Below are 25,060 nucleotides of genomic sequence, written 5' to 3'. Positions count from 1 at the left end.
ATGCATATTGCTCGATAAAAACGATTAGATGAAACGGCATTCCGAAAACACCGAGCGACATCAACCCAGGAAACGGCATTTCGCCACAGGGCTGCCGCACCGCTTCAGTGCGGCTTGCAGCCGGACCGACGATGTGCCACGTCCGTTACTCGCCCTTTTCGTCAAAATACCATCATAGTCGGTCGCTATGGACGTTATATGGAGGACGCATGGACAAGCCCTGGAAGATCAGCCGCGGACCGATTGCGGCAACCGAGCTCGACGTTGAGAAGGCAACCGCGATCAACATGCTGTTGATCCGGTCGGTCGCCGTCCTTCCGGCCAAAGCAGGAGATCCGATCCTTCCCTTTGCCGTCGGCCTTTTCAACGAACTGCGTCCGCTGCTGAAGCCCGAAGCCGGCGTGACGACGCTGCGTCGGGCGACCGCCGCCTATGTTCACTGCCGGCGCTACTATTTTGCAAGCGCCCAGCCCGATTCCATGCGCCACGGCCTCGAGGGCGAACCCGTCGAACCAATGACGCCCGAAGACCGGCTGGTCGCGCAAAAACGCTTCCTGAGTCTCAAGCAGAGCACCGGCAAGGCCGAAGCGCCCGAAGCGCCAGTACCGGTTCCCCTTCCCCTGCTGAGCAAGAGCGAACAGATCCGCGCAGCTCTTCTCGGCAAGAAGGGCGCGTCGGCCAGAGCAGGATGACATTGGGTTTGCCCATATCCGGCTTCCTTTAAGTCGTTCGTGCATCCGCAACATCGATATAAGTAGACCTGGTATTGTATTTCGCTGGGATAAATATCCGCATTGCAATGCTGGCTGGCAAAATCTTCACGTCGGCCTCAAATATATTTTGCTTTACATACCATTAATGCAATTGCGCTAATTTTAGCATCAGCCAGAAACGTTCTCCGGACCTGCTAGAATGACGCGTCTCCTGATTGCAGCTTCCCTCTTCGCATTGGCCGCAGTCCAGCCCAGCGCGGCCGCGGATCTTTCCGCCTATAAAAGACCGCTGACGGTCCCTTTCGAGGGGGTGACGGCCTATTCCCCGCAATTGGCGACGCTCGGCAAGATGCTGTTCTTCGATCCCCGGCTTTCCGGCAACAAGAACATGACCTGCGCCAGCTGTCATAATCCTTCCTTCGGCTTCGAGACGCCGGTGACGACGCCGATCGGCGCCGCCAATACCCCGTTGGCGCGCCAGGCGCCGACGGTTCTGAACGTTGCCTGGGTGTCGCCCTTCTTCTGGGACGGGCGCGCGCCGAACCTGGAGCAGCAGGCGGCAGGTCCGATCACCGCTGCCGCCGAAATGAACGGAAAGCTCGACGACGCCGTGATCGAAATGCAGGGCATACCCGATTACAAGAACTGGTTCGGTGAGGTGTTTCCCGACAAGGGCATCAGCAAGGAGACCCTGCTGACGGCGATCGCCACATATGAGCGGACGGTGGTTTCCAACTGGTCGCCGTTCGATCGCTGGGTGGATGGCGACGAGAAGGCGGTTTCGGACAGCGCCAAGCGGGGCTTTGAGTTGTTCACCGGCACTGTGGGCTGTTCCTCCTGCCACACGGGCTGGAATTTCACCGACAACAAATTCCATGACATCGGTCTGCCAGGCGACGATATCGGCCGCTACAAGATCGACGCGAGCAGCCCGAACAATAAATACGCCTTCAAGACACCCGGCCTGCGCAACACGCTCTACCGTGGTCCCTATATGCATGACGGAAGCCTGAAGAGCATGGACGAGGTGATCGCCCATTATGAAAGCGGCGGCGTCAGCCGTCCGTCGCTCGATCCGGCGATGTCGCCCTTCCTGCTGACGGAAGAGGAGAGCAAAGATTTGATCGCCTTTCTGGGAACTTTGACCGCGGAAAAGCAAGACATCCCCTTGCCGACGCTGCCGAACTGAGGTGCAGGCAATGAAACTCTCGATACGCATGCAGATTCTCGTGCCGATGGTGGCAACGATCGTCGTCGGCTTCGGCAGCGCATTCCTGATCGGCTACCAGGCGGTCACCGGCCAGACCCGGGTCGCCGCGGTGGTGCAGGAGGCGGTGAACGCCAAGCTGGCCTCCGCTCATATCGAACAGCAGTTCCGGCAAGCCACATCGGTGGTCGAGCGGGTGCTGTCGATGACGAACTTCGTGCCGGCGACCGAGGTCAAGGCCGAGTTTGACGCGACCGACAGCGTGCTCTCGCAATCGCTCGATGAGCTTGGCCGCATCGATCTCGCCGCTTCGCTGACCGAGGGGGTACGATCGCTCCGCCAGGCGCATGAGGTCTGGGATAAGAATGTCAGGATCAGCCTTGGACTGCAGCAGGCGGAAGAGGTCCCGACGGCCGAAAAGCTGGCGCGTTCGCAGCAGGCGATCCTGACCGGAATTGCCGCCGTCAATGCCATCGTCGATCAGATTGCGACGGAGAGTGTGGCTGACGCCGGCAGCGCGTTGGAGACGAAGATCGAAATCGAATTGGCCTTGGCGGGCCTTGCCGCCATCATCGGTCTCGGCATACTGATCGCCATCGCCCGGCACGTGTCGCGCCCGATCCAGCGCATCACGCACTCCATGCAGGAGCTCGCGAGCGGCGAGACGGACAAGGCGATCCCCTATGCGGGGCGCCGCGACGAGATCGGCCTGATGGCGGGCTCGGTGGAAGTCTTCCGCCAGAACGCCATCGCCCGCACCCGGCTCGAAGGCGAAGCCGCGGAAAACCGGCGGCTGGCGGAAGCAAACCGGCTGGCTGACCAGGAGCAGGCGGAGGCGAGCGCGGCCGAGCGGCTGACGGTTGCCACGTCGGGTCTCGCGGCCGGGCTGAAGCGGCTCGCGGAGGGCGATCTCGCCTTCAAGCTCTTGGACCGGTTCGCGCCGGAATTCGAGCCCCTCCGAAATGATTTCAACGCCTCCGTCGAGCAGCTCGGCGGCACGCTCCTTTCCGTTTCCGAAAGCGTATCGATCATCAATTCCGGCACTCGCGAGATCAGCAACGGCTCCAACGAACTCTCCGGCCGCACCGAGCGGCAGGCGGCGACGCTCGAACAGACCGCCGCGGCGCTCAGCGCCGTGACTGCCAAGGTCAACGAAGCCTCCAAGATCGCCGAAGAGGCCCGCGGTGTCGCCGACAGTGCCAATCGCAGCGCCGTAGGCTCGGGCAAGGTCGTGGCCCAGACAGTCGATGCCATGGGGCAGATCGAGGAATCGTCCAAGCAGATCAACAACATCATCAGCGTCATCGACCAGATTGCCTTCCAAACCAACCTCTTGGCGCTCAATGCTGGTGTCGAGGCTGCCCGGGCCGGCGAGGCCGGCAAGGGTTTTGCCGTTGTCGCCCAGGAGGTGCGCGAACTCGCACAGCGCTCGGCCCAGGCCGCCAAGGAGATCAAGGACCTTATCGGGCGGTCGTCCGCCAAGGTCACCACCGGCGTCGAACTGGTCAACCAGACCGGCGCAGCACTTGGTGATATCGGCCGCTTCATCGTCGATATCAATCGGTTCATGGAAGCACTGGCAGGCGCGGCGCGCGAACAGTCTACCAACCTGTCGGAAGTCAATGCGGCCATGCACCAGCTCGACCAGGTGACCCAGCAAAACGCCGCAATGGTGGAGGAAACCACAGCCGCCAGCGTCACGCTTGCCGGCGAGGCCGAGCGCCTGCGCGAGCTGGTTACCCAGTTCGAACTGGGCAGGGCGGCGTCCGGCACGCGGGCCTATCGCAATGCTGCCTGAGCGGGGTGCGAGGGAGATGAGCCCCTCGTGCGCAACTGCGCCATCAGCACCGGACCGAGCGCGAATTCGCCGCGTTCGGCGCGTCGCGTCAGGTCCCTGAGATAACCGCCGGCGGAGTTGATGCTCTCTCCCCGCTGCAGAATGCAGGCCATGACGGCGGCGGTGTTCTCCGGTCCCATCACCTTCGCCGCTTCCTCATAGGCCGACGGGCCGACGCCCAGCATCGAGCGCACGACGACCGCCGCCATCATCAGGTCCCGCCAACTGGCGATCGCGGCGCCTGGCCCATAGTCGACAATGTCAGGGCAGGCCTGCAGAACCATGCCGAGCGGGAAAGATTTCAATCCCGCAGCATTCGTCCGGGCGATGGCCCGCGATCCCTCCCCGTCCTTCCCCACCATTCTGGGTTCGCACCTTTCCAGCCCTGCCCTCGGCTCGCAATCTCGGTTCGCCTTCTGCCCCGTTTCCAAGCCCGGTTCAGATTCAGATGTGGATTCAGGGTTCGAATTCTGTATGTGGCGCTCAATCTGGGATTCATTGGTGCTCGCTATCTGAATTTTATCGTGCGATTCCAATGTGTTGATGATGTTTCGGCGCGCCGTCTCGAGCTCTTCGAGGACCGGCGAGAGGTTTTCGGGCGTTGCTGCCCTCGGAATGCGCTGCAGGAGCGCCTGGAACATCGAAGAGGTGCGCTCCCAGTCACCGGGAACCGCTTCCGCGACGGCTGCGGAAACGAGCTTGGCGATATCGCGCCGGCAGATCGTCAGCCGCTCCTTCATTGCGCGCAGCATCTGTCGGTCAGCGGCGATGCGGGCGGCGATCGTTTCGATCTCGGTGGCGCGGGCAAGAAGCGGCGCCAGGCTGAAGCCATAGGCCTCGTCGAGCCCGCCTTCCCTGTGGCGCCTGATATAGCGCTTGCCGTTCGGGCTGTCCTTGCGGGAGATGAGGCCGGCTTCAACGAGACCTGCGAGATGCCGGCGCAATGTCGCGGCGGCCATGCCGCGTGCCCTGAGGCAAAGTTGCGCGTTCGAGGGAAAGACGACCAGTCCTTTCCCACCGGACAGCTCGTCGTCGGGAAAAAATGTCAGCAGGGCATCGAGCACCGTCAGCGCGCGGTCGCTCACGCCGAGACGCGCGCGGGCCTCGCAGACAGATCTGAACAGTTTCCACTTGTTGCGTCTCGTCCCGGGCTCGATCGCTTCGCCTCGCCGCTGTTTCAGCAGCATGGCAAGCGACATTGGCCGCCGCCCGAAGGGCGTCGTCACACATTCACTCTCCATTTCCTTCACCTTTCATCAGGCAAAAGAAATCCGCTCACCAAACGGCGCGTAGCTTCAAAGCGCTACAGCGTTCCTTGCGTGTCTGAAAAAGACACGGGCGGCGCTGCAGGACTCTTGACTGGGATTCGTGAAAATGCGATTCTCTGTCTTGCTTAAGGATAGGAGAAGGGCTTCCACGACCTGGTCGTTTGGGGGCCTTTTTCTTTTGCGGTTTCAGTCTCCTTGATTGCTCTCCTCGGCGAGGAATTGCTCATAGAGCACATCCAGCCTGCTGGAGAGAAATTTTCCGAAGCGGCCGGCATTCCTGGCTTTCATCGAAAGCGAAAATGCCTTGCCGTCATTCTTCATTTCTGCCTGAACTGCCTTGTCCCGCGGCTGCCATTTGACCTTGCCTGCCGCGGCTTGGGTTTTCTTCACCGGCCGGGCGCTTTTGTTCAGCGCCGTGTAGAGCGCTTCGAAACGTTTGTCGGAGGGCGATCCAAGAAAATCGTCGTCTTCCAGGATCTTGGCGATATCGGCCGCATTGGCCGACTTGCCGGCGAGCAGCGAAAGCTCCACCCAGCGTTCACGGCCGATGCCGGGCGCCGCGCCGATCGCCTGGACGACCTCCGGCGAGATGCGATCCATTACCGTTATCATCTTCGAAATCGACGCCGCATTGGCGGCGAGTGCGGTCGAGATGACCTCCCTGTCGTAGCCAAGCTCCTCCAGCCGGCTGGCAAAGAGGGCGCGCTCGATGAAGGTAAGGTTGGCCCGGGCCGAATTCTCCTGCCCTTGGGCGATGACATGGGTCCGATCGTCGATCGCCTTGACGACGGCCCTGACATTGCGGCCGAGTTGGCGGGCCGCGCGCAGGCGCCGATGGCCGAAGACAACCTGATAGCGTCCGTCGATCTTGCCATGGGGACGCACCAGGATCGGCGTATCCTGCCCGCGGGCGCGGATCGCTTCGACCAGCGCGCGGAATTCCTCGTCGTCCTCGGACAGGCGGTCCTTGACGAAGGAGACATCGACGACATCCGGGTCGAGATCGACGACCGCCTCGCCCTCCAGGAACTTCTCCGCCTGTTTGGCCAGTTCATCCAGCGAGCGGACAAGCGACCGGCCTGCCCCGCGCATCGGATAGTTCGGCGCGCCTGCGCCCTCGTCAGGCATGTCGCCCAGCCCTTCCAGAAGATTCTTTCGTGCCATCACGTCCCCCGATTGCGGTCAATCAATTGATTCGGTTTAAGGAAACGATGAATTTGTCAGCCGACAAGTTCATCGCCCCCATGCCTGGTGAATGAGATCGGCAATCTCTGCGTTGACCGAGCCCATCGCCTCCAGCGCCCGATCGTAGGTTCCCCGGTTCATCGACGAACGCTCGACCTCGTAGAGCGTCTGCTTGGTGATCCCGGCATCCGAGATCGCCGTCGATTTGACCATCTGGTTCCGGAGCATGAACTCGTGGAACATCGTCGACATGAAGCCGACCATTTGCGCCTGCGGCACGTCGGTCGGCTCGTAGCGGGTGATCAGATAGCGGTACCAGGAGAGGTTCACTTCGGCGCCGGCCGCGCGGATCGGCTTCAGGATGCCGCCGAGCATCAGCAGGAACTGGCCCATCGACATGACGTCGAGCATCTGCGGATGGATGGTGATCAGCACGCTTGTTGCCGCCGTCAGCGCCGTCAAGGTGAGGTAACCGAGCTGTGGGGGGCAATCGATGACGACGACATCGTAGCGATCGTCGACTTCGGCAAGGGCGCGCGAGATGCGGGTGAAAAACGTCTTGCCCTCATTGGTCGATTTGTCGGCCATGGCGAGCGGCGTGTCGTATTCGTATTCCTGCAGATCGAGATTGGCCGGCACGATATCGAGGCCGGGAAAATTCGTCCTGTGGATGATGTCGGCGAGCGACTTCTTCTCGCCGTCGTAGCGGATCGCTTCGTAGATGGATGCGGCCTGGTCGAACTCCGGCTGGAACCCATGCAGGGACGAGAGCGATGCCTGCGGATCGAGATCGACGGCAAGCACGCGGTGGCCGGTCAGCGCAAGATGCTGGGCAAGATGGGCGGCCGTCGTCGTCTTGCCGGAGCCGCCTTTGAAATTGACGACGGCCAGCACCTGCAGCTTCTCATTGCCGCGGCGATGGGGAACATACATGCGGCTTTCGGAGCGGCCGTGGACATCGAGATATCGTCTCAGTTCCAGCATCTGCTCGGCGGTGTAGGAGCGGCGTCCGGAGGGCGACGTCTGCGGGCAGGGGCCTTTGCCTTCGAGATGGAGTTTCTTCAGCGTGCTTTGCGAGGCACCGACGAAATTCGCGACCTCCGCCAGGGAGAAGTTGCGCAGCGTTTTCTTCGCATTGGGCGGAAAGCGCTGCACGCTGAGCAGATGCAGCTTCTTTGAAATCACGTCGCCATGTTCGAGGATCTGATCCTCGAATTGCAACGGCGCCTTGTTCAAAGGCATCAAACTAGCGTTCATTGGCAGCAATCTCTCGGATAACGATTTTCGGGACCAAAAGCCCTTCTAACCGTTATTATCCGCGATTCTCCGATGCCAGCCAAGAATTTTAAGGTTAACGCATATTAACCTTTTCGGCGTTGGTTCAAGCACTTGGCCGGTGCTGCAGCAATTCCAAGTTACAGCGTCCTTTGCGCTGTAGTGCCTGAAGACTTAAGAGTTTTCGCGGCCGGGGGCGCGGAAAACGCGCCCCCGGCCGACACCCGGCCGAAGGGGAGGGGCAATCGGCCGGCTTAATTCACCGGGGTTTCGCCTGATGTGATGCGTTGCTCGCCGGCGGCAAACAGGTGAACGGCATCAGGGACCGGAGCAACCCTCAGCACCTCGCCGGGGGCCGCCCTGATCCGCTCCCGGAAGACGCAGGTGAGCGTCTGCGTTCCTAACCGGACGATAACCAGCGTTTCCGAACCCGTAGGCTCCACGACGACGGTCGTCACTTCGATGCCGTTGGAATCCAGCAAAATATGCTCGGGACGGATGCCATAAGTCACGGCATCATCCGGGCGGCGCTCGCTCGGCAGCAGCAGCCCGTCGGCGGTTCGGAACCCGTCTTGCGTCATGTTGCCGCTGATGAAATTCATCGCGGGTGAGCCGATAAAGCCAGCAACGAAAAGGTTGTTGGGGCGGTCGTACAATTCCAGCGGCGAGCCTGACTGTTCGATCACTCCGTCCTTCATCACGACGATCTTGTCGGCCATGGTCATGGCTTCGATCTGGTCGTGGGTGACGTAGATGGTGGTCGTCTGCAGCCGTTGATGCAGTTCCTTGATCTCTGAGCGCATCTGTACTCTGAGCTTGGCGTCGAGGTTCGACAACGGCTCGTCGAAGAGGAAGACGGCCGGGTCGCGCACGATCGCCCGGCCCATGGCGACACGCTGCCTCTGGCCGCCCGACAGCTGTTTCGGATATCTCTCCAGCAGACTTTCCAGGCCGAGGATCTTGGCGGCATTGCCGACCCGCTGATCGATCTCCGTCTTCGGCATTCGTTTCAGCCGCAGCGAAAAACCCATATTCTTTGCAACGGTCATGTGCGGATAGAGCGCGTAATTCTGAAACACCATGGCGATGTCCCGATCCTTGGGCGCAAGCTCGTTGACGATATGCCTGCCGATCTGGATCTGCCCTGAGGTGATGCCTTCCAGGCCGGCGATCATCCTGAGCAACGTGGATTTTCCGCAGCCCGAGGGGCCGACCAGAACGACGAACTCGCCGTCGCCGATGTCGACCGATACGCCTTTAATGGCTTTGAAAGCGCCGTAATCCTTGCGTGCATTGTTGACCGAAACATGGGCCATTGCAGTCCTCCTGAAATCGCTATCAAAGCCTGCTCAAGACATTTCTGAGATAATCGAGGCCGAGACGCTCGCCCTCCTTACGCGCCGACAAATCCTTGCCGGGCCAGCCATAGGCGGCGTCCTCGTGCTCGATCGACAGCGTGCCGTCGAAGCCGGCCCCACGCGCCTGGCGCAGAAAGCGCGGCCAGTCGATGAGGCCGAGACCCGGCAGCTTGTATTGCCACCAGCCCTTGCCGTGATACCCCACAGCCTCCAGCACATCTTTATCGATCGCCGTATCCTTGGCGTGCAGGATGGCGATGCGATCCTTCACTGCTTCCATCGCCTGATAAGGATCGACGCCGATGCGGATGAGATGCGACGGGTCGAATTCCAAGCCGAAGCGAGGATCCGAGATTCGCCGAAAAAGCTCCTGCCATCCTCTCGGCGTCGTGCCGATGAAATTGTCCTTCGGACCCGGCCAGTTTTCGATCGCGAAGGTCAGGCCGGCGGATTGCGTCTCTCCGATCAGCCTGATTGCGAATTCGGCGAAGTCGTCATAATTGGCGTCTTCGCTGGCGCTGTCGTCGCGGCCGGGAAAAATCACGAAGATCGGGACGCCGGCCTCACCGATTGCCTTGGCAAAATCGGCGGTTTTCGCCCGAAGCTCCCGGCGCTTGTCGCGGTCGGCGTCGAGCTGATTGCCGAAATAGGTGATCGAGGAGACGAAGAGGCCGCGGCTGCGGGCGAGGGCGACGGCGGCCTCAACCCGGTCGGGCGTTTTGATATGGCCGCCGACATCGATTTCGATGGCATCGAACCCCGCCAATGCGGCGAAATCCACCACTTCCTCCAGTGGGCGATCATTGAATGTCGAGGTGTAAAAGCCGATCTTCACCAAAATCCTCCCATCTTCACCAAATGCCTGGGGCCGTGCCGGCCGTTTTCAGCTGTTCAGGCGATCCATGTTTTTGAGCGGCGACCGGGTGCGTTGAGCCGCGTCGGCCGATGCGAGCATCAGTGCTGCCGCCATCGGCATGGCCGCCGCCCCCATCGCCGAGGCATCCTCGCCGAGCGAGGCGCGATGAAGCGAGGGCAGGTTGGTATCCTCGGGGTCGAGATGCTCGTGCACATAACGCAGCAACTCGTCGACGATGCGGATCGGCAGTCTGCCGCCGACGAGGACGGCGTCGGGATCGACGATCATGCCGATATGCTTGACGGCGACGGCCAGGTGCGCGCTCATTTCCTTCAGCCACTGCGAAACCAGGCGCCTGCCATGCGCATCCAGGCTCAGGAGGTCGTGCGGAACACTCACCTCGACGGCGTGCCGCGCAAGAAAATCGTAAAGGGAAAACAGCGAAAATATCTCGCCGAGAAGCTGGACCTTTTGGCTCTTTTCGTCTCTGCCGTCGGCAATTGGAAGCCAGCCAATCTCGCCGCTGAGGCCCATGGCGCCGCGATGACCGTTGCCGTCAAGCACGAGACCTCCGCCGGGGCAGGCATTGATGGCGATGTAGAAGAAGCTGCTGCTTTCGGCCCCCAGTCCATAATCGAGCTCGGCAAGGGCTGCGGCATTGGCTTCATTTTCGATGAAGACAGGATGCTGTGTCAGGTTTTCCAGTGCCGCGCGCACATCGAATGCCGTCCATTCCTGATAGGCCTTGGGCTTACCGAGCAGCGAAATCTCCCCAAGCCAATCCGGCATCGCCAGACCGATGCCGGCCAGGCGCGCGTCGTCGATCAGCCGGCTGCGCTGGAAATGCGAAATCGCATCTGATGTCAGCTGCAGGAATTCTACCGGCAGGATGAAGCGCTTTTCATGATGCACGCGGGCACGGACATTGCCGACGGCATCGACGGCCAGGACTGTCAGATGATCGCGATCGATATTGATGCCGATCGCAAAACAGGCGTCCGGATTGATCTCCAGTTCAATCGCCGGCTGCCCTCTCAGCCCATGCCGCCGACGGGCTTCCATGATCAGGCCCTCATCCAGCAAACGATCGACGATGCGGGCGATTGCCGGTTTGGTAAAACCCGTCTGCCGAGCGATTTCGGCGCGTGAAATCGGTGCCTGGCGATGGATGCAGCGCAGGACGACGGCCCTGTTGTGCTCGCCTGCATCTTCGACATTGGCGCCGGTCAAATCCGGGGAAAGCCTGGCGCCGAGCGTTTGGTTCATGGGGTCGTATCCTTCCTCACGCATGGAGATTGACCGTCCCTCATCCCTTCACCGCGCCGCTGGTCATTGCGCCGAGGATCAGCCTCTGGAGCGACAGGAAGGCCACGATCGCCGGAACGACCGAGATCAGGCAGGCGGCGGCGAGAAGCTGGATGGACGAGTCGGTCTGCATGCCGCGGAAGTTAAAGATTCCGACGCCGATCGGCATCAGGTCATTTTTGGTGAGTAGCAGGAAAGGCACCAGGAATTGCGACCAGCCGGCAATCACCGTGATGATGAAGACCGAGGCGATGCCCGGCGCCGACAAGGGCAGAACAATACGCCAGAACACCGAAAACCTGTTGCAGCCATCGATCATGGCGGCCTCGTCGAGGCTGCGCGGAATGCCGTCCACGGTGCTCTTTAAAAGCCAGGTCGCCAGCGGAACGCCGAGGGCGATATAGACCATGACGACGGCAAAATGGGTGTCCAGCATTCCGAGGCGGTTCATGTAGCGGTAGAGCGGCACCATGATGACAAGCGGCGAAATCATCTGGAAAAGCAGCAGACCCATCATCGACAGGCCCTTGCCGCGGAATTGAAAGCGGGAAAAGGCGTAAGCCGCGGGCAGTGCTACGATCAGCACGCCGAAGCCGCTCAAGGCCGCAAGCTTGAGACCGTTCCAGAGATAGACCGGGAAATAGCTGTTGTTCAGAACGGTGATGAAATTGTCGATGGTGGGATTCTGGGGAATATAGCGCGCCGCGCCGCGATAGATCTCGCGCTTGTCACGCATCGCCATCGACAGGAGATAGGTGAGGGGGCCGGCGAAGAAGATGAACATCACCAGCATGAAGAGATAGCTGAAGGCATCGCCGAGCCGCGTTCCGGTCCGTCCGCTCATTGCTCTTCCTCCTTCGGTAGGAATGACGCATAGACGAAAGCAAGCCCGAGGCTGATGATCAGCATGAGCACGGAGAGCACGCTGCCGCCTGATAGATCGTAGTTTCTAAAGACGATATTGAAAACGTAGAGCGAGATGACCTCGGTCGCGCGCCCCGGACCACCGCCGGTCAGCGTGATGATCGCATCGAAAGTATTCACCGTCTGAATCGTGATGAGGATCATATTGACGAGGATCGCCGCGCGCAGCTGCGGCAGGGTAATGAAGAAGAACTGCTGCGATGCGGTTGCGCCATCGACCTCGGCGGCTTCGTAGAGCGAGGGATCGATCGCCTTCAGCGCGGCATACATGACGACCATCGAAAAGGCCGTGCCGCGCCATATGTTGGAGATCAGCGTCGACCATGGGGCGATTGCGGGATCGGAAAGCCAGGCGACAACAGGCATGTGCATCAGCCGCAAAATGCTGTTCAATGCGCCGTAAGGCGCTTCGGAAAACAGCATCTGCCAGATGATGCCGCCGGCAATGCCGGGGACGACCCAGGCGATCAGCGCCGTCGTTCTCAGGATCGTGGTGCCGAACAGGCCGCGTTTTTCGCCGCGGATAACCACGACGGCAACGGCAATGCCCAGAATTTGCTGGCCGATAACGCTGCCGCCGACGAAAATCAGCGTCGCCCATAAAATGTCGGGCAGCTGCGGCGAACTCAAGGCATTGGTGATCGAGCCCAGCGTATATTGCTGATTGTCGCCGATCAGCGTCGCATTGGTAAATGACAGCCTGAAAACGTCGATGACCGGATAAAGATAGAAAATGCCGATGACGATGATCACGGGCATGATCCAGGGCAAGGGCGCGCCGGCGAAACGGCGCATGAACGTTCTGCTTTGAGGCGGGCTGTCAGCCTCGATGGCAATGGGGCTCATTAGCTCTCTGTCCGGGTTTGGCAAAGTCGGCGACGCCTGAAGGGCAGGCGTCGCCGCTGTCTGAAGTGTTACGATTGCTTGGCGCGGGGTTACAGGCGCTTGTAAGCCTCCATTGCCGCGTTGAAGGCGGCATTCAAAGCGTCCTCCGGCTTTTTGGTCCCGGAGAGCACGTCGCCCATCATGATCTGGATCTGGTTGGAGATCTCCGGATAGATCGGCACACCGGGGCGTGCCTGGCCGTCGACCAGAGCCGCGGCGAAGGTCTTGTTGGCCTCCGTGGAGAACACCTCATATTTGTCGAAGAGCGATTTGCGGGTCGGCAGCTGCTGCTGCAGCGCGTTTGCCGGCCCCATATAGACCTCGCGTGCGAGGTTGGCGCACATCTCGACCTTGTCCTTGTCCTTGCTGAAGGAGGCGATCGTCCAGCCGCCGGTGCCGGTCGAGCGCTGATCGGCACTGGGACCGGGGATTGGCGAGAAGGTCCAGTTCTTGAATTCGTCCGCGTCGAGCGTCGTCTTCAACTGCGCATATTGCCAGTTGCCGCCGATGAAGAGCGCCGTCGTCGCCGCTGCGGCCGCAGCATTCATGTCGTCGTAATTGGCGATCGTGCTGACGCGCTTGGGCGCTGCGCCGGAATCGACGAGATCCTTGAAGTAATTCAGCGCTTTGAGGAATTTCTCCTTGTTCTCGCCTTCGCCGAAGACCGGCTTGCCGGAGTCGTCGACGAGCTTGCCGCCGAGCGCCCAATAATTTGCGAGCCAGTCGAACGTCGTCCCTTCCCAGCGCCCGCCATTGAAGAGCACGCCTTCCATGCCTTCCTTGGTGGAGGCGAGCGCGGCCTTTTTCAGGTCGTCCCATGTCTGCGGCGCATCCGCGACGATCGACTTGTTGCGGTAGAGCACCCGAAGGTCCGTGTCCCACCACCATGCCCGGACCGTCTGGTCTTTGTCGGTGATGCCGCTGCGGATGAAGGGGAAGAGGTCAGCCACTTCTTCCTTCGAGAAGTAGGGTGTGAAGTCCGCAAGCACGTGATTGACCATGAACTGTGAAAGCACGAAGGAATCGACGGCGGCGCAATCGGGCGCATTGCCGGCCTTGGCCTGCTCCAGCATCTTGGCTTGTTCGGTGCCGATGTCCGACGACATGAACTGCATCTGCAGTTTCCAGTCGGGATGCTTCTTGATGAAATCGACGAAGAGCTTCTGATAGCCCTCGGCGATCGCCGGATCCGCATTGTTCGGACTGTCGTTCGTCAGACGGACGACGAGGGATTTCGGGGCATCGGCCAAGCCGATCCTGTCCTTGGTAGCGAGTTCCTGGGCAAATGAAACGGATGCTGAAAATAACATTGTGCTCAGCGCAAATGCGCTGACGGTGGCGCTCTTCATGATGGGTCTCCTCCCCATTTGGAACGAATACAGCCTGGCGGTCAGTTGACCTCTCCTCATTTCCGTGCTGCATTAAATAGATTAAGTTACTTTGATTTGATGTCAAGCCAGAGCTTTTGGGAGGATCGAAATGCTGGCGACATTCAACAGCAGCTAGCGCGCACGCTGGTTTTCGGAAGGGATATGCGCCAATTAAAGTGACGGAGCGCGTGCCTTTCGGACACGTGGCGCATCCATCCGCAATTTTCCTGAAGAAGAGCACGAGGCGATCGCGGATGGCCGCGATGGCAAGGCAAAGGTTTTGTCCGGCTGCGCGGTAGCCGGAAGCGAACTCATGGAGGATAAGATGCGGTTACTCATTCTCGGCACAGGCGGCATGGCCAACCAGCACGCCGCGAGATTCAAGGCGATCGAAGGCGTCAGCGTCGTTGGAGGCGTCGATGTCGTTGCGGAAAGGCTTACTGCCTTTTGCACCGAACATGGCATCGCCAATCAATTCACTTCCCTCGAAGAGGCTCTCGCCTGGGGCGAGTTCGATGCGGTCGCCAATGTCACGCCTGATAACATCCACCACCCGACGACGCTTCAGGCGATCGCCGCCGAAAAACACGTCTTCTGCGAAAAGCCGCTTGCCACCGATGCGGTCAAGGCGATGGAGATGACCGAGGCGATCGAGCGATCGGGCAAGGTCGGCATGGTCAATTTCACCTATCGCAACTCGCCGGCGCTGCAGAAAGGTCGGCAGATGGTGCTCGCCGGCGAAATCGGCGCGGTGCGCCATGTCGAGGCCTCCCACCTTCAAAGCTGGCTGGTCGGTCGACACTGGGGCGACTGGAAGAGCGAAAGCAAATGGCTGTGGCGGCTGAGCAAGAAGCATGGATCGAACGGCGCACTCGGCGATATCGGCATCCACATCGTCGATTTCGCCTCATACGGTTCGGGGCTCGACGTCGCCCATGTCTTCGCGCGGCTGAAAACCTTCGACAAGGCGCCAGGCCACAAGATCGGCGAATATGATCTCGATGCGAACGACAGCTTCACGATGAATGTCGATTTCACCAATGGTGCGATCGGCACGATTCAGGCCACACGCACGGCAGCCGGCCAGATGGATCAGTTGCGCCTCAGGGTCTACGGCGAAACCGGCTCGATCGAGATGATTTACGATACGGGACAATCGACGCTGCGCGCCTGTCTCGGCGAAGACGTGCATACTGCGACCTGGAGCGACGTGCCGTTCGATCCTGTCGAGACCAACTACCAGCGTTTCGTCCAGGCCGTGCGAGCCGGCAGGACGCAGGAACCGTCGTTCCGCCGCGCCGCCAATATCCAGAAGATCCTCGACAAGGCGCTGGCATCCGATCTCAGCCATGCCGACGAAGCGCTAGAACAGGATGATTTTAGGCCCGGTCGGCCTAAAATCTGATTCCTGTTCTACATTAGATAGCTAGAGCATGATGTCGTCCGAAAACCGCCCAGACTTTTCGGCATCATGCTCTAGCGTGATGCATGATACGCAATGGCGTCAGGCGGAAGCTGGCGGCAGCAGTAAAGTGTTGAGGAAGGGCAGGAGGGCGGCACCGAGTGCCACCCCGCCGCCGCTGAAGCTCGCCGGTTTCATCGGCGAAATCCATGGTGTCAGCAACGGCCTCGTCGAGGTGTCGCGCCGCTCGATGGAAAGTTGATGGATCAGGGCTTCGATCACGCCTTGTGGCAAATCGCTCCCGATCATGACGACGCTGGGCGCAAGAAAGCCGGCCATGGCGATGATCGGGTCGAGCAGATGGCCGGCGGCCTCGCGTATCCATTGCGACAATGATGGCGAGGAGAATTCTTCCCCGTCCAGCAAGCGCGTGAATTCCTGGTCGCCGATCCTCGACCGCAGGGACTCGAAACCGACGACGGTGTTCAGCTGGACATTGTCGGGGCCGGTCAGCATTTCGCCGATGCTGCCCGCCCTGCCGTGGACGCCGGAATAGGGAATGCCGCGAATGAGAAAACCAGCCTGAACGTCGTCATCGATGATGATCATCGCCAGCCCGCCCTCCCGCGTAGAGCTGCCGATCGTGCGCTCTGCGAGTAGGCTCGCGGTGCACTCGTTCTCGGCATAGGGACGGGCGATCGCCGACAGTGCGGCGATTTGATCGCTTTGCTCGTCCGTCCAATCGTTGGCGGCGATGCCAAGGCCGAGGATCGGCATGGCGGCGTGGCGATCGGCGATGTCCTTGACGGCGGCGTGCACCGCGCCGACCCTGTCTGTGGGGCCCAGGCTGAAATAGACCCGATCATGAGCCTGGCCGCTGAGATCGATGAGCACGATCTCGCCGCGCCGCTGGCGGAGTTTGACGCCGATCGAAAAGGCGCCTTCCGGACGCAAGGCGAACTCGGTGGCGGTCGCCCCGCCACCGGGACCGCTGCGGCGATGGGAGGTGACAAGCTTCTGGTCGGCCAATCGGCGAAGAATATTGGTGATGCCGGGGCCTGACAGGCCGCTATGCCGGCCAAGCTCCATCCGCGTCAACGGACCATGGCGGCGGATGGCTTCCAGAATGACGCGAATATTTCGATCGGCGATTTCACCGGACCTGAGGCCAATTGTTTTGGCGCGCGGGGCACCCATGTCCTGGGTTTGAAGCCGACGCGGCCCTGATCGAAGATACCGCATGATCGTCTTCCCTGGAGCATGATGCCGAAAAGTGTGAGCGGTTTTCTCATGACATCATGCTCTAACTATCTAATGTAGAACAGGATTCAGATTTTAGGCCGACCGGGCCTAAAATCATCCTGTTCTAAAGCACCATTTCGATTGTGTACCACGCTTCCGGTCGATGCTCGTAACAATTTTTCCTGTGGATGCGCGTAACTAACTGATTCTATTGCTCCAGAAACCACCCTGTCTCAAGGCGCAGCCCGGCAAAGTCGGAGCTGGTTTGGCAAACTGGCTCGAGCAACGGTTTGCATGTGGGTGCGGCCGCGCCTGCCGACTTTACCGTAGCAATCGTCGTCCGACAGCCCGGCCGAAGGCGATCTCGTGGAGCCATCCGACGTGGTTATCCGTTTAATAGAGCGACAAGCGATATCGGCATCTCGACCGCGAAAAAATCCATTGCCGCACCGATAATCAGCGCCCACACGACTATCAGGAAAATGAGCGCTACAATCCTGATTTCTACCGGTCGCATTGTTTGCTCCATCCCCGCATATGCGTCCCCCCCGAGACAAAAGCTCATTGTGCCTCGCGCAAATTCGCTATGCGCGAGGATGATGTGCGACCGAAGAGAGCGTGGACGCATGCAGCGCCGAAGTCTCGGCTCTCTCAATACCGATGTCGCTTTGGCCGACCAGGTCGCCGGAAATAATCCTGTTGCTGCGTTCGAGATAATGACCGTCAAGGAAAGAGCGATAGGCGTCTTCGATACCCTCCTTCAGACCGATCTTGGGAGACCAGCCGAGAGCGCGAAGCTTGTCGATGCTCAAGAGTTTACGTGGCGTTCCATCTGGCTTGGTGAGGTCGTGCTTGATCTTGCCTTCGAAGCCAACGACCTTGGAGACGAGTTGTCCCAATTCGAGGATGGAAATGTCTTCGCCGGAACCGACATTCACATGACTTTCGGCGGAATAGGTCTTCATGAGATGGAGGCAGGCGTCGGCACAATCGTCAACATGCAGGAATTCGCGCCGCGGCGTGCCAGTACCCCAGATGCAGATCTCTTGCTGCTGGTTGACCTTGGCTTCATGCGCCTTGCGTATGAGCGCCGGCATGACATGGCTTGACCCGAGGTCAAAATTGTCCTCGGGACCATAAAGATTGGTCGGCATGGCCGAGATGAAATCTCTACCGTGCTGTTTGCGATAGGCGTGGCAGAGCTTTAATCCGGCAATTTTGGCGATCGCATACCATTCATTCGTGGGCTCAAGCGATCCAGTCAGAAGGGAGTCCTCCACGATCGGCTGGTCGGCGAATTTCGGATAAATGCAGGACGAGCCCAAAAACATCAGTTTTTCGACGTGAGTTCTATGGGCTGCGTGGATGACGTTCGCTTGGAGAATCAAGTTGTCGTAAAGAAAGTCGGCCGGATAGGTAGCGTTCTCCAGAATGCCGCCGACCCTCGCCGCAGCCAGGAAGACGGCGTCGGGACGATTCTTACTCATCCAGGCCTCCACCTGCTCCTGCCGTCTGAGGTCGACCTCGGCGCGGGTGGCCGTCAAAATCTCGCAACCCTCGGAAGCGAGACGCCGCACGATCGCAGAGCCCACCATGCCGCGGTGGCCCGCGACATAGACCCTTTTTCCGGCAAGGCTGTAGATCACCTCAGGCATGAGCAAAGCCTTTGGTTGCGCCTAGCGACGGAACATTTCGTGCCATGACTTTCAGATCCTCGCGAACCATCTCCGCAACCAGCTGATCAAGGCTGGTCTCGTGTTTCCAGCCAAGCTTGGTGTGCGCCTTCGTCGGATCGCCGATCAAAAGATCAACTTCAGTCGGACGAAAGTAAGCTGGATCGATCTCCACCACACACTGACCGGATGTCTTATCGTATCCCTTTTCCTCAACCCCGTTCCCACGCCAATCAATTGGCATGCCCACCTTGGCAAAAGCCTTATCGACAAAGGAACGAACCGAGTGCGTTTCGCCTGTCGCCAGGACATAATCCTCCGGTTCGTCCTGTTGCAGCATCAGCCACATGCCGCGGACATATTCTCGTGCATGTCCCCAGTCGCGCTTGGCATCCAGATTGCCGAGATAGAGCCTTTCCTGCAGGCCAAGATGGATCGCCGCCGCCGCCCGGGTGATCTTGCGTGTCACGAATGTTTCGCCGCGGATTGGGCTTTCATGATTGAACAAAATGCCGTTCGAGGCGTGCATGCCGTATGCCTCGCGATAATTGACCACAATCCAATAGGCGTAGAGCTTGGCCGCCGCGTAGGGTGATCGGGGGTAGAAAGGCGTCGTTTCGCTCTGCGGGACTTCCTGGACTTTGCCGTAGAGCTCTGAGGTGGACGCTTGATAGAAGCGGGTCTTTTTGGTCAGCCCCAGGAGGCGAATTGCTTCAAGTAGCCGAAGAGTGCCGGTTCCATCCGCGTTAGCCGTGTATTCCGGCGTCTCGAAAGAGACTTGAACGTGGCTCTGTGCGGCGAGATTATAGATCTCGTCCGGCTGCGTTTCCTGAACGACACGGATGAGATTCGTTGAATCGGTCATGTCCCCGAAATGCAGAATAAAGCGAGGATTCTCGATGTGGGGATCCTCGTAGAGATGCTCGATACGACTGGTGTTGAAGGACGATGAGCGTCGCTTGAGGCCGTGAACGATATAGCCCTTCTCCAAGAGCATTTCGGCCAGATACGCGCCGTCCTGACCTGTTATACCGGTAATCAGCGCAACTTTTCGGTTCTCTCTCATTCTCGTATCCATGGGTCCTCCAACTTGGATGCCAATGCAGAAGCAAATTATGCTGTGTAGTTCGTGCAATTTCAAAAAATGAGCATTTAATCAGTGCGTGTGATGTATTCACACTTTGAGTTTGTAGTATTTCATCAGGGATTTTGAAAAAAGCTCCGAGTCGCTGAAATTATACAGTGCGTGCTTTTCGGGATTTACCTTGTTGATCGCGACAACGATTTCCGAGTTCCGCGAGCTTTTCATTTGCTGCAGGCTGAACTCGACGGCGCGGCGGCTCGTCTTTCCCCATCCAACGATTGCCAGTGTTCTTTCCGCCAGGGCAGTCAAATGCACGGTATCTGTCGAGGCGAGCACAGGCGCGCTGTCGAAGATGACAACCTGGCCGGCCGCGACCGCCATCTCGATGATTTCTGCGAGGCCGTTCGGACGGACGCGCCGCTGGAGACTGAAATTTCCAGACGGAATGAAATCGATACCGCTTGGATGGTGGTAGACGATGTCGCGGAAATCGGCTTGACCATTCAGGAATTCGTTCAATCCGTGCGTTAGCTCCGACCTGAAAAACGAATCGAGTTTTCCCCGCCGAAGGTCGCCATCGACCAGCAGCACCGGAATCGCGGCGGCGGCAAGTTCGATAGCCAGCGATCGCGCGACAAGCGACTTGCCGTCCCCGCTGTGAGCCGACGTAACGACGATGCTGTTCGGCAACTTACCGCCATTGGACTGCTTGAGTGAAAGCACCACGGTACGGATTGCTTCGTCAAACATCGGGACCGGTATATGTGTGAACATCGTCTTCGAATGTTCCCTTCGCGCCAGGCGCGGGATAAGTCCAGCCGGTATCGTGCGCGCCATTCCAGATATCTGGTCGAAGCTCCGGACCGTCCGGTCCCACATTTCGATCACGAAAGCGGCCGTTATGGCGGCCGAGATTGCGGCCAGGAGGGCGCCCACCAGATAGGAAAGCCGTCCACGTCCCTGTGATGCAAGCGGCACTGTAGCCGGTGTTAAAACTTCCAACTCCGCCCCCGGCAGCAGGGCCCTCGCGGCGAGGTCACGGCGCTGGTTCTCAAGCTTGTCGAGTGCCGTTTGTTCCTTTTCCGCGATCTTCTGAAGTCGCAACAATTCCGTCTGCACCAGCGCATCGCGTATGCGTTTTTCATTAGCAACAACCAACCTGGATTGTACTGCTTCAGCTTCATGATCAAGTGCGACGAGCTTGATCCGCATTGTCTGGAGATATTGTTTGGTCGCAAGTTCGAGATCGGCACGGGATTCTTGGATCTCTCCACGTAGCTCCACCACGGCGTCGGCATTGCCGTCATATGTCTCGAGAAGACGGGCGAGATCCTGTTCCTGTCCGCGAAGATCGCGTTGCTTTATGGCAATGCTGTCGGGGACGACGATGTTCTGCGCTGCGACCGAAGCGTTATCGGCTGTTTCCAGCGTCGAGATCGCCGCCTCTACCTCAACCCGGCTTTCTTCGATTTTCCCTTCTCGGCCAGTGAGTTCCAGAAATGACTTGATCCGTTCCTCCTGAGCGTCCTCTTTCGAGACGACGTCCATCGATTCTTGATAGTTGCGGGCAGCGTCTCGAGAAGTGTCAGCGCGAACCTGCTGTTCCGTGATGCGCTGTCGTATCCACTCTTCCGCCGCATCCAGGCGGCCACGGACACTCTCCTTCCGCTCATCGAGGTAAATGCCGATGACCCGGTTCGGAACCGCGGCTGCGAGTTCAGGATCAGTCGAATTGAAGCTGATCTGGATAACGTCACTCTTATCTTCATGCCACACGCCGAGCGCCCTAAAATATTCCGGGATGATGGCGTTGATGTTGTCCCGTAAAGGCGAGGTGGGGTTTTTTGTGTCGAACAGGGCGCGCACCTTTGTCCGGATCCTTTCGATGAACGAGGTCTCCCGCAGCGCTGGATTGAATTCCTCCCGCACGTCAAGCTGCAGTTCGCGGACAACTCGCTCTGCGATACTTCTGGATAGAAGCCGCTCAGTCTCCGATTTCGCGTCAAGTAGATCACTGTGGTTGGCATCGTCCGTATCAAGCGATGTTGCGAGGGGCTGGTGGACAATCAACCGGGCCCAGCCCTGGTAGGTGGGCTTCAGCCCAAAGATCATAATCGCCGCGGGCGCCATGAGCAGCATGGTTATCGTGATGATCATGATCATTCTTCGGCGAACGAGACGGTAAATGGATGCCAGATCGAAGTTGTCCGCCTTGGTCTCTACCTGAAAGCGTGGGTCATAGCGCATCGGCGAGATCGGAAGATTGCGGTCCGGCGGAAGAGTGGAAATCGTCATCGTGCGCCAACCATTGCTTGAGGTTTCGCGGAAACGGTTTCGTATAGTTTCTCGAGCGACCGCATGTAGGCCTTCATGCTGAAATGGTTGAGGTAATGCGTGCGCCCCCGGACTGAGAGGCGGATGCAGGTTTCTGGATCGGTCACCAGTTTCGCCATGGCTGCAGCCAAGGCATTCGGATCTCCGACGGGCACGAAAATCCCGGTTTCACCGTCGGTAATGACTTCGTCATGCGCTCCGACACGCGTGGTGACGACCGCGAGCCCGTGGGACAGCCCTTCGAGCAGGGCCATTGCCAGACCTTCGGCGTGCGAAGGCAGAACCAGGATATCTGCACGCGCACACAGGGCTCGCGCCTCACCGGCGTCGAGCCAGCCGGGCATCTCTACCAGATCGGAAAGCGCCATGGCGTCAGCCTGACGGCGATAATCCTCGACAGGTCCGTCGCCTGCCAGTACAGCCCGCCACTGGAGTTCTTTCATGAGCGGGTGGCTCAGGGCCAACAAAAGCTCCGTGACGCCCTTGCGTTCGCTCAACCGGCCGAGGAATACGATCAGCGGTGTCTGGCCGACGCGAATATCGTGCGCCCCGGGATCGGGGACGCAATTATGGGCAACGACCGTGCGACGCTCGTCAACGCCCAGAAGTGTGGTCAGCGTCATGCGATCGCGCCGGCCGAGCGCCACAACGCAATCGGCATTCTGAAACATCCGACGGATGAGCCGTTGCTGGCGCGGCGAGCGTTGCGCAAAGTCGCCGGCATAGTCGTAGTCGTGCAGGTGCAATATGTGGCAGCACCCGAACAAACGGGCAGCCTCGGTCAGGATCAGTTTTCGGGAGGTGCTGCCGCGGCCGGCGATATGGATATGGTGAATGCGGGCCGGCGCGACAATCCGGTCCTTTGCCATCGTCAGGATGGCGCCGAGCAGGCGTGCGGGTGACGTCACCTTGGACCATCGAGCCCCTCTGGTATCGGTGACGAAATGTTCGGTGCCGGTCTCGTTCGCTGTCTCTGTTATATAGCCGACCAGCCTGCCAATGCCGCCGCCGTTCTCGCAGCCGCCCGGAACATAGTGGCGGACGCTGGCCGTGCTCCGTAGTGCCATTCGACTTCTGTCCGTCACGGCCTCCATCAGCATGACCCGATCACCTCCCGATAAACGGCCGCGGCCTGGGCGCCGACCCGTTCAGGCGAATTCGGTCCTTTGGCCCATTCGAGCGCATTGGCGCCGAAATTGTTTCTCAGTTCGCCGTTGTCTGCCAATGTCCTGATTGCTGCCGAGAGCTCTTTGGCATCTCCGGGAGGGACCACCATTCCCAACCCGTTGGGCTGAACGGTGCCCCGCAACTCGCCGACATCCGTGACGATCACCGGTTTGCCAAATGCGGCAGCAAGGTTGAGTACACCGCTTTGGGATGCTTCAGTATAGGGAAGCACGACAATGTCGGTGTCCAGGAAAAGCTGGGCGACCTCTGCATCCTCGATAAAACGATTGCGAATGTCGTAGCGGCCGGCATCCCCCATAAGCGGCTGGAATATCAGCGGATTGTCGCCACGGCCTGCGACCGTGATGCGCAGGTTGGGAAGGGCGTCCTTGAGCATCGCCTCGGCCCGAACCAGATGTTCCAGGCCCTTGTAGGCGAAAATCCGTCCGAAGAGCAGGACGCGTATGGTACCATCCGCTTCGCGCGGTGCCATCTTCTGTCGCCGCGCGAGTTCCGCATAGCGAAGGATGGAGGGATGCGACAGGACATGGACACAGTCCGGCGATTTTGAATATCGATCGAGGACAAGCCGCTTCAGTCCCTCGCCGTGGACGACAACATGTCCGGATTGTTTCACCATCAATTCGGGGGCCCAGTCGGGCAGCGTACGCGTATCGGAATCGCCGGGATGGATTTCCACGTCATGAACGGTCGTCACAAGCGGGATCGGGCGCCAGAACGGCACGGCAAGGTTCAGCCAAAGCGTAGAATTGCTGAGGAGATGGATGAGGTTTGGCTGTTCCCGCCGGATCAGACGCGTAAGCTGGTAGAGAAACCAGGGATTGGAGAGAGAACGGTGTCTCGGCCAGTCCAGAAGGTGCAGATCGACAGCCGGATCGAAAGAAGAGGCGAGATGTGCATAGCGCCGGCGAGGCACGGCAAGCACAACGTTCAGGTGTTGGGCAACGCCGCTGGCGAAGGAGATGGTATAGTCTTCCAGTTCGGAAACCAATAGCAGCGCCTTCATTTCGCTGCCTCCGACAAGCCGACGTCCAGGCCGAGCCGTGACAGGCCGCGCGCAGAGCGCAAACTATCGCGCGTCCGTCGGAGCAGGTTCGGTTCGCCGGCAAAGAAGAGGCCTTCGACGGCAAGCTTGAACCGGGTGCGTGTATCGGCTCCCTGCAGCTTTGCCGACGCGATGCGATAGGGATGGTGATCCGTCAGACGTAGTCTTGCCGGCAGTTGATGGGTTGAGAGAAACAGGTTCGTCGCTTCAACGGTACGCTGCCAGTGCGTCATCCGCCTCCTTAGCGTGGTGGCATCCTCGGTCGAGCGATACCAGTTGTTATTGTGGATGCGGTAGAATCCAAGCGGATCCGGCATGGCAATGACGTCCCCCAGAAACGGATAGATCCCCACGAGCCAGGCGTCGGCCGATATGCGGAATTGTTCGGGAATGCTGCCGGCAGCATTCCATGCGCTACGCCGTACCGCGACGGCTGACGTCATCGGAAAAGGCCACCAGCCAGCCGATCTGGTGAGTAGCGGCGACAAAGCGCCCGAACACAGGGTTCGAGGGATCGGCTTGGAAGTCGGCGTGCCATCGACAAGCGTTGGCTGCAGTCGGTGATAGACGAGCGATGCTTGCGGGTTTGCGCGGAACGCTGCAGCCGTCGCCGACAGCTTGCTCGGCGCCCACCAGTCGTCAGCATCCAGAAAACAGAGGATCTCGCCCGTGCTTGATCTCACAGCGGTATTGATCGCAGCCGCCTGTCCTGCGTTCTCCTGGAAGATCACCTTTACTCGGTTGTCATACACTTCCAGAACAGACCGCGACTGGTCGGTAGAGCCGTCATCGACGACGATTATCTCGACGTTGCGCGCGTCCTGGCTCAACACGCTGTCTATCGCCCGCCCAACGAAGCGAGCGTAGTTGTAATTATTGATGAGGACACTGAGGGCCGGCCGCTCCATG

20 protein-coding genes are annotated in these 25,060 nt (G+C 59.5%); 4 read left to right on the top strand and 16 right to left on the bottom strand.

The window, feature by feature from the left end; all coding sequences use genetic code 11:
* The first annotated feature begins 209 nt into the window (after nt 1-209).
* The 3 genes from HJB83_RS04280 (at nt 210) to HJB83_RS04270 (ending at nt 3,718) form a co-directional block, all read left to right on the top strand.
* Nucleotides 210-692, top strand: a complete 483-nt coding sequence (locus tag HJB83_RS04280; protein ID WP_207585127.1) for a ProQ/FINO family protein — start codon at nt 210-212, stop codon at nt 690-692.
* Nucleotides 693-912: 220 nt separating this feature from the next.
* Nucleotides 913-1,902: a cytochrome-c peroxidase gene (locus HJB83_RS04275; protein ID WP_207585128.1), complete on the top strand. Its 990-nt coding sequence runs from the start codon at nt 913-915 to the stop codon at nt 1,900-1,902.
* Between the two features lie 10 nt (nt 1,903-1,912).
* Nucleotides 1,913-3,718, top strand: a complete 1,806-nt coding sequence (locus HJB83_RS04270) for a methyl-accepting chemotaxis protein (protein ID WP_221131317.1) — start codon at nt 1,913-1,915, stop codon at nt 3,716-3,718.
* Here HJB83_RS04270 and repC read toward each other — a convergent pair.
* From repC to HJB83_RS04225, 9 genes are all read right to left on the bottom strand, one after another.
* On the bottom strand, nt 3,700-4,998 hold the full coding sequence (gene repC, locus HJB83_RS04265) for a plasmid replication protein RepC (protein WP_221116876.1): 1,299 nt from the start codon (nt 4,996-4,998) through the stop codon (nt 3,700-3,702). The two genes, HJB83_RS04270 and repC, sit on opposite strands and share 19 nt — an antisense overlap.
* 213 nt (nt 4,999-5,211) lie before the next feature.
* Nucleotides 5,212-6,189, bottom strand: coding sequence for a plasmid partitioning protein RepB (gene repB / locus HJB83_RS04260; RefSeq protein ID WP_221131316.1), 978 nt, complete (start codon nt 6,187-6,189; stop codon nt 5,212-5,214).
* Nucleotides 6,190-6,258: 69 nt separating this feature from the next.
* Nucleotides 6,259-7,467, bottom strand: coding sequence for a plasmid partitioning protein RepA (gene repA, locus HJB83_RS04255; RefSeq protein WP_221116878.1), 1,209 nt, complete (start codon nt 7,465-7,467; stop codon nt 6,259-6,261).
* 272 nt (nt 7,468-7,739) lie between these two features.
* Nucleotides 7,740-8,801, bottom strand: coding sequence for an ABC transporter ATP-binding protein (locus HJB83_RS04250; protein WP_221116879.1), 1,062 nt, complete (start codon nt 8,799-8,801; stop codon nt 7,740-7,742).
* Between the two features lie 22 nt (nt 8,802-8,823).
* A complete protein-coding gene (locus tag HJB83_RS04245) occupies nt 8,824-9,678 on the bottom strand; it encodes a sugar phosphate isomerase/epimerase (RefSeq protein ID WP_221116880.1) in 855 nt (284 codons plus the stop codon).
* A 48-nt stretch (nt 9,679-9,726) separates the two neighbouring features.
* A complete protein-coding gene (locus tag HJB83_RS04240; protein WP_221116881.1) occupies nt 9,727-10,965 on the bottom strand; it encodes an ROK family transcriptional regulator in 1,239 nt (412 codons plus the stop codon).
* A 40-nt stretch (nt 10,966-11,005) separates the two neighbouring features.
* Nucleotides 11,006-11,848 (bottom strand): carbohydrate ABC transporter permease, encoded by an 843-nt coding sequence (locus tag HJB83_RS04235; protein ID WP_007635896.1) that lies wholly within the window; start codon nt 11,846-11,848, stop codon nt 11,006-11,008.
* A complete protein-coding gene (locus HJB83_RS04230) occupies nt 11,845-12,774 on the bottom strand; it encodes a carbohydrate ABC transporter permease (protein ID WP_207585136.1) in 930 nt (309 codons plus the stop codon). The genes HJB83_RS04235 and HJB83_RS04230 overlap by 4 nt, the downstream gene beginning before the upstream one ends.
* Nucleotides 12,775-12,863: 89 nt before the next feature.
* Complete coding sequence (locus HJB83_RS04225) at nt 12,864-14,162, bottom strand: ABC transporter substrate-binding protein (protein WP_221116882.1); 1,299 nt, start codon at nt 14,160-14,162, stop codon at nt 12,864-12,866.
* Nucleotides 14,163-14,508: 346 nt separating this feature from the next.
* Here HJB83_RS04225 and HJB83_RS04220 point away from each other — a divergent pair, with 346 nt between their 5' ends.
* Entirely contained in the window at nt 14,509-15,588 is a 1,080-nt protein-coding gene (locus HJB83_RS04220; RefSeq protein ID WP_207585138.1) for a Gfo/Idh/MocA family protein, read from the top strand.
* Between the two features lie 99 nt (nt 15,589-15,687).
* Here HJB83_RS04220 and HJB83_RS04215 read toward each other — a convergent pair whose 3' ends face one another.
* The 7 genes from HJB83_RS04215 to HJB83_RS04185 form a co-directional block, all read right to left on the bottom strand.
* Entirely contained in the window at nt 15,688-16,827 is a 1,140-nt protein-coding gene (locus HJB83_RS04215; RefSeq protein WP_221117625.1) for an ROK family transcriptional regulator, read from the bottom strand.
* A 584-nt stretch (nt 16,828-17,411) separates the two neighbouring features.
* On the bottom strand, nt 17,412-18,482 hold the full coding sequence (locus tag HJB83_RS04210; RefSeq protein WP_207585140.1) for a GDP-L-fucose synthase: 1,071 nt from the start codon (nt 18,480-18,482) through the stop codon (nt 17,412-17,414).
* On the bottom strand, nt 18,475-19,578 hold the full coding sequence (gene gmd / locus HJB83_RS04205) for a GDP-mannose 4,6-dehydratase (RefSeq protein ID WP_207585141.1): 1,104 nt from the start codon (nt 19,576-19,578) through the stop codon (nt 18,475-18,477). The genes HJB83_RS04210 and gmd overlap by 8 nt, the downstream gene beginning before the upstream one ends.
* 96 nt (nt 19,579-19,674) lie before the next feature.
* Entirely contained in the window at nt 19,675-21,879 is a 2,205-nt protein-coding gene (locus tag HJB83_RS04200; RefSeq protein WP_207585142.1) for a polysaccharide biosynthesis tyrosine autokinase, read from the bottom strand.
* Nucleotides 21,876-23,018, bottom strand: a complete 1,143-nt coding sequence (locus HJB83_RS04195) for a glycosyltransferase family 4 protein (RefSeq protein ID WP_221117627.1) — start codon at nt 23,016-23,018, stop codon at nt 21,876-21,878. The genes HJB83_RS04200 and HJB83_RS04195 overlap by 4 nt, the downstream gene beginning before the upstream one ends.
* The gene (locus HJB83_RS04190) at nt 23,012-24,112 is read right to left on the bottom strand and encodes a glycosyltransferase family 4 protein (RefSeq protein ID WP_207585144.1); all 1,101 of its coding nucleotides are present in this window, start codon (nt 24,110-24,112) and stop codon (nt 23,012-23,014) included. Before HJB83_RS04190 ends, HJB83_RS04195 begins: the two co-directional genes overlap by 7 nt.
* Nucleotides 24,109-25,059 (bottom strand): glycosyltransferase, encoded by a 951-nt coding sequence (locus HJB83_RS04185; RefSeq protein WP_207585145.1) that lies wholly within the window; start codon nt 25,057-25,059, stop codon nt 24,109-24,111. Before HJB83_RS04185 ends, HJB83_RS04190 begins: the two co-directional genes overlap by 4 nt.
* Nucleotide 25,060: the final 1 nt, after the last annotated feature.

Origin of the sequence: Rhizobium sp. NZLR11 (genome assembly GCF_019685115.1) — a bacterium.
Taxonomy (GTDB): domain Bacteria; phylum Pseudomonadota; class Alphaproteobacteria; order Rhizobiales; family Rhizobiaceae; genus Rhizobium.
The sequence above is the reverse complement of the archived record's forward strand: the minus strand, read 5'-3'. Positions and strand labels throughout refer to the sequence as shown.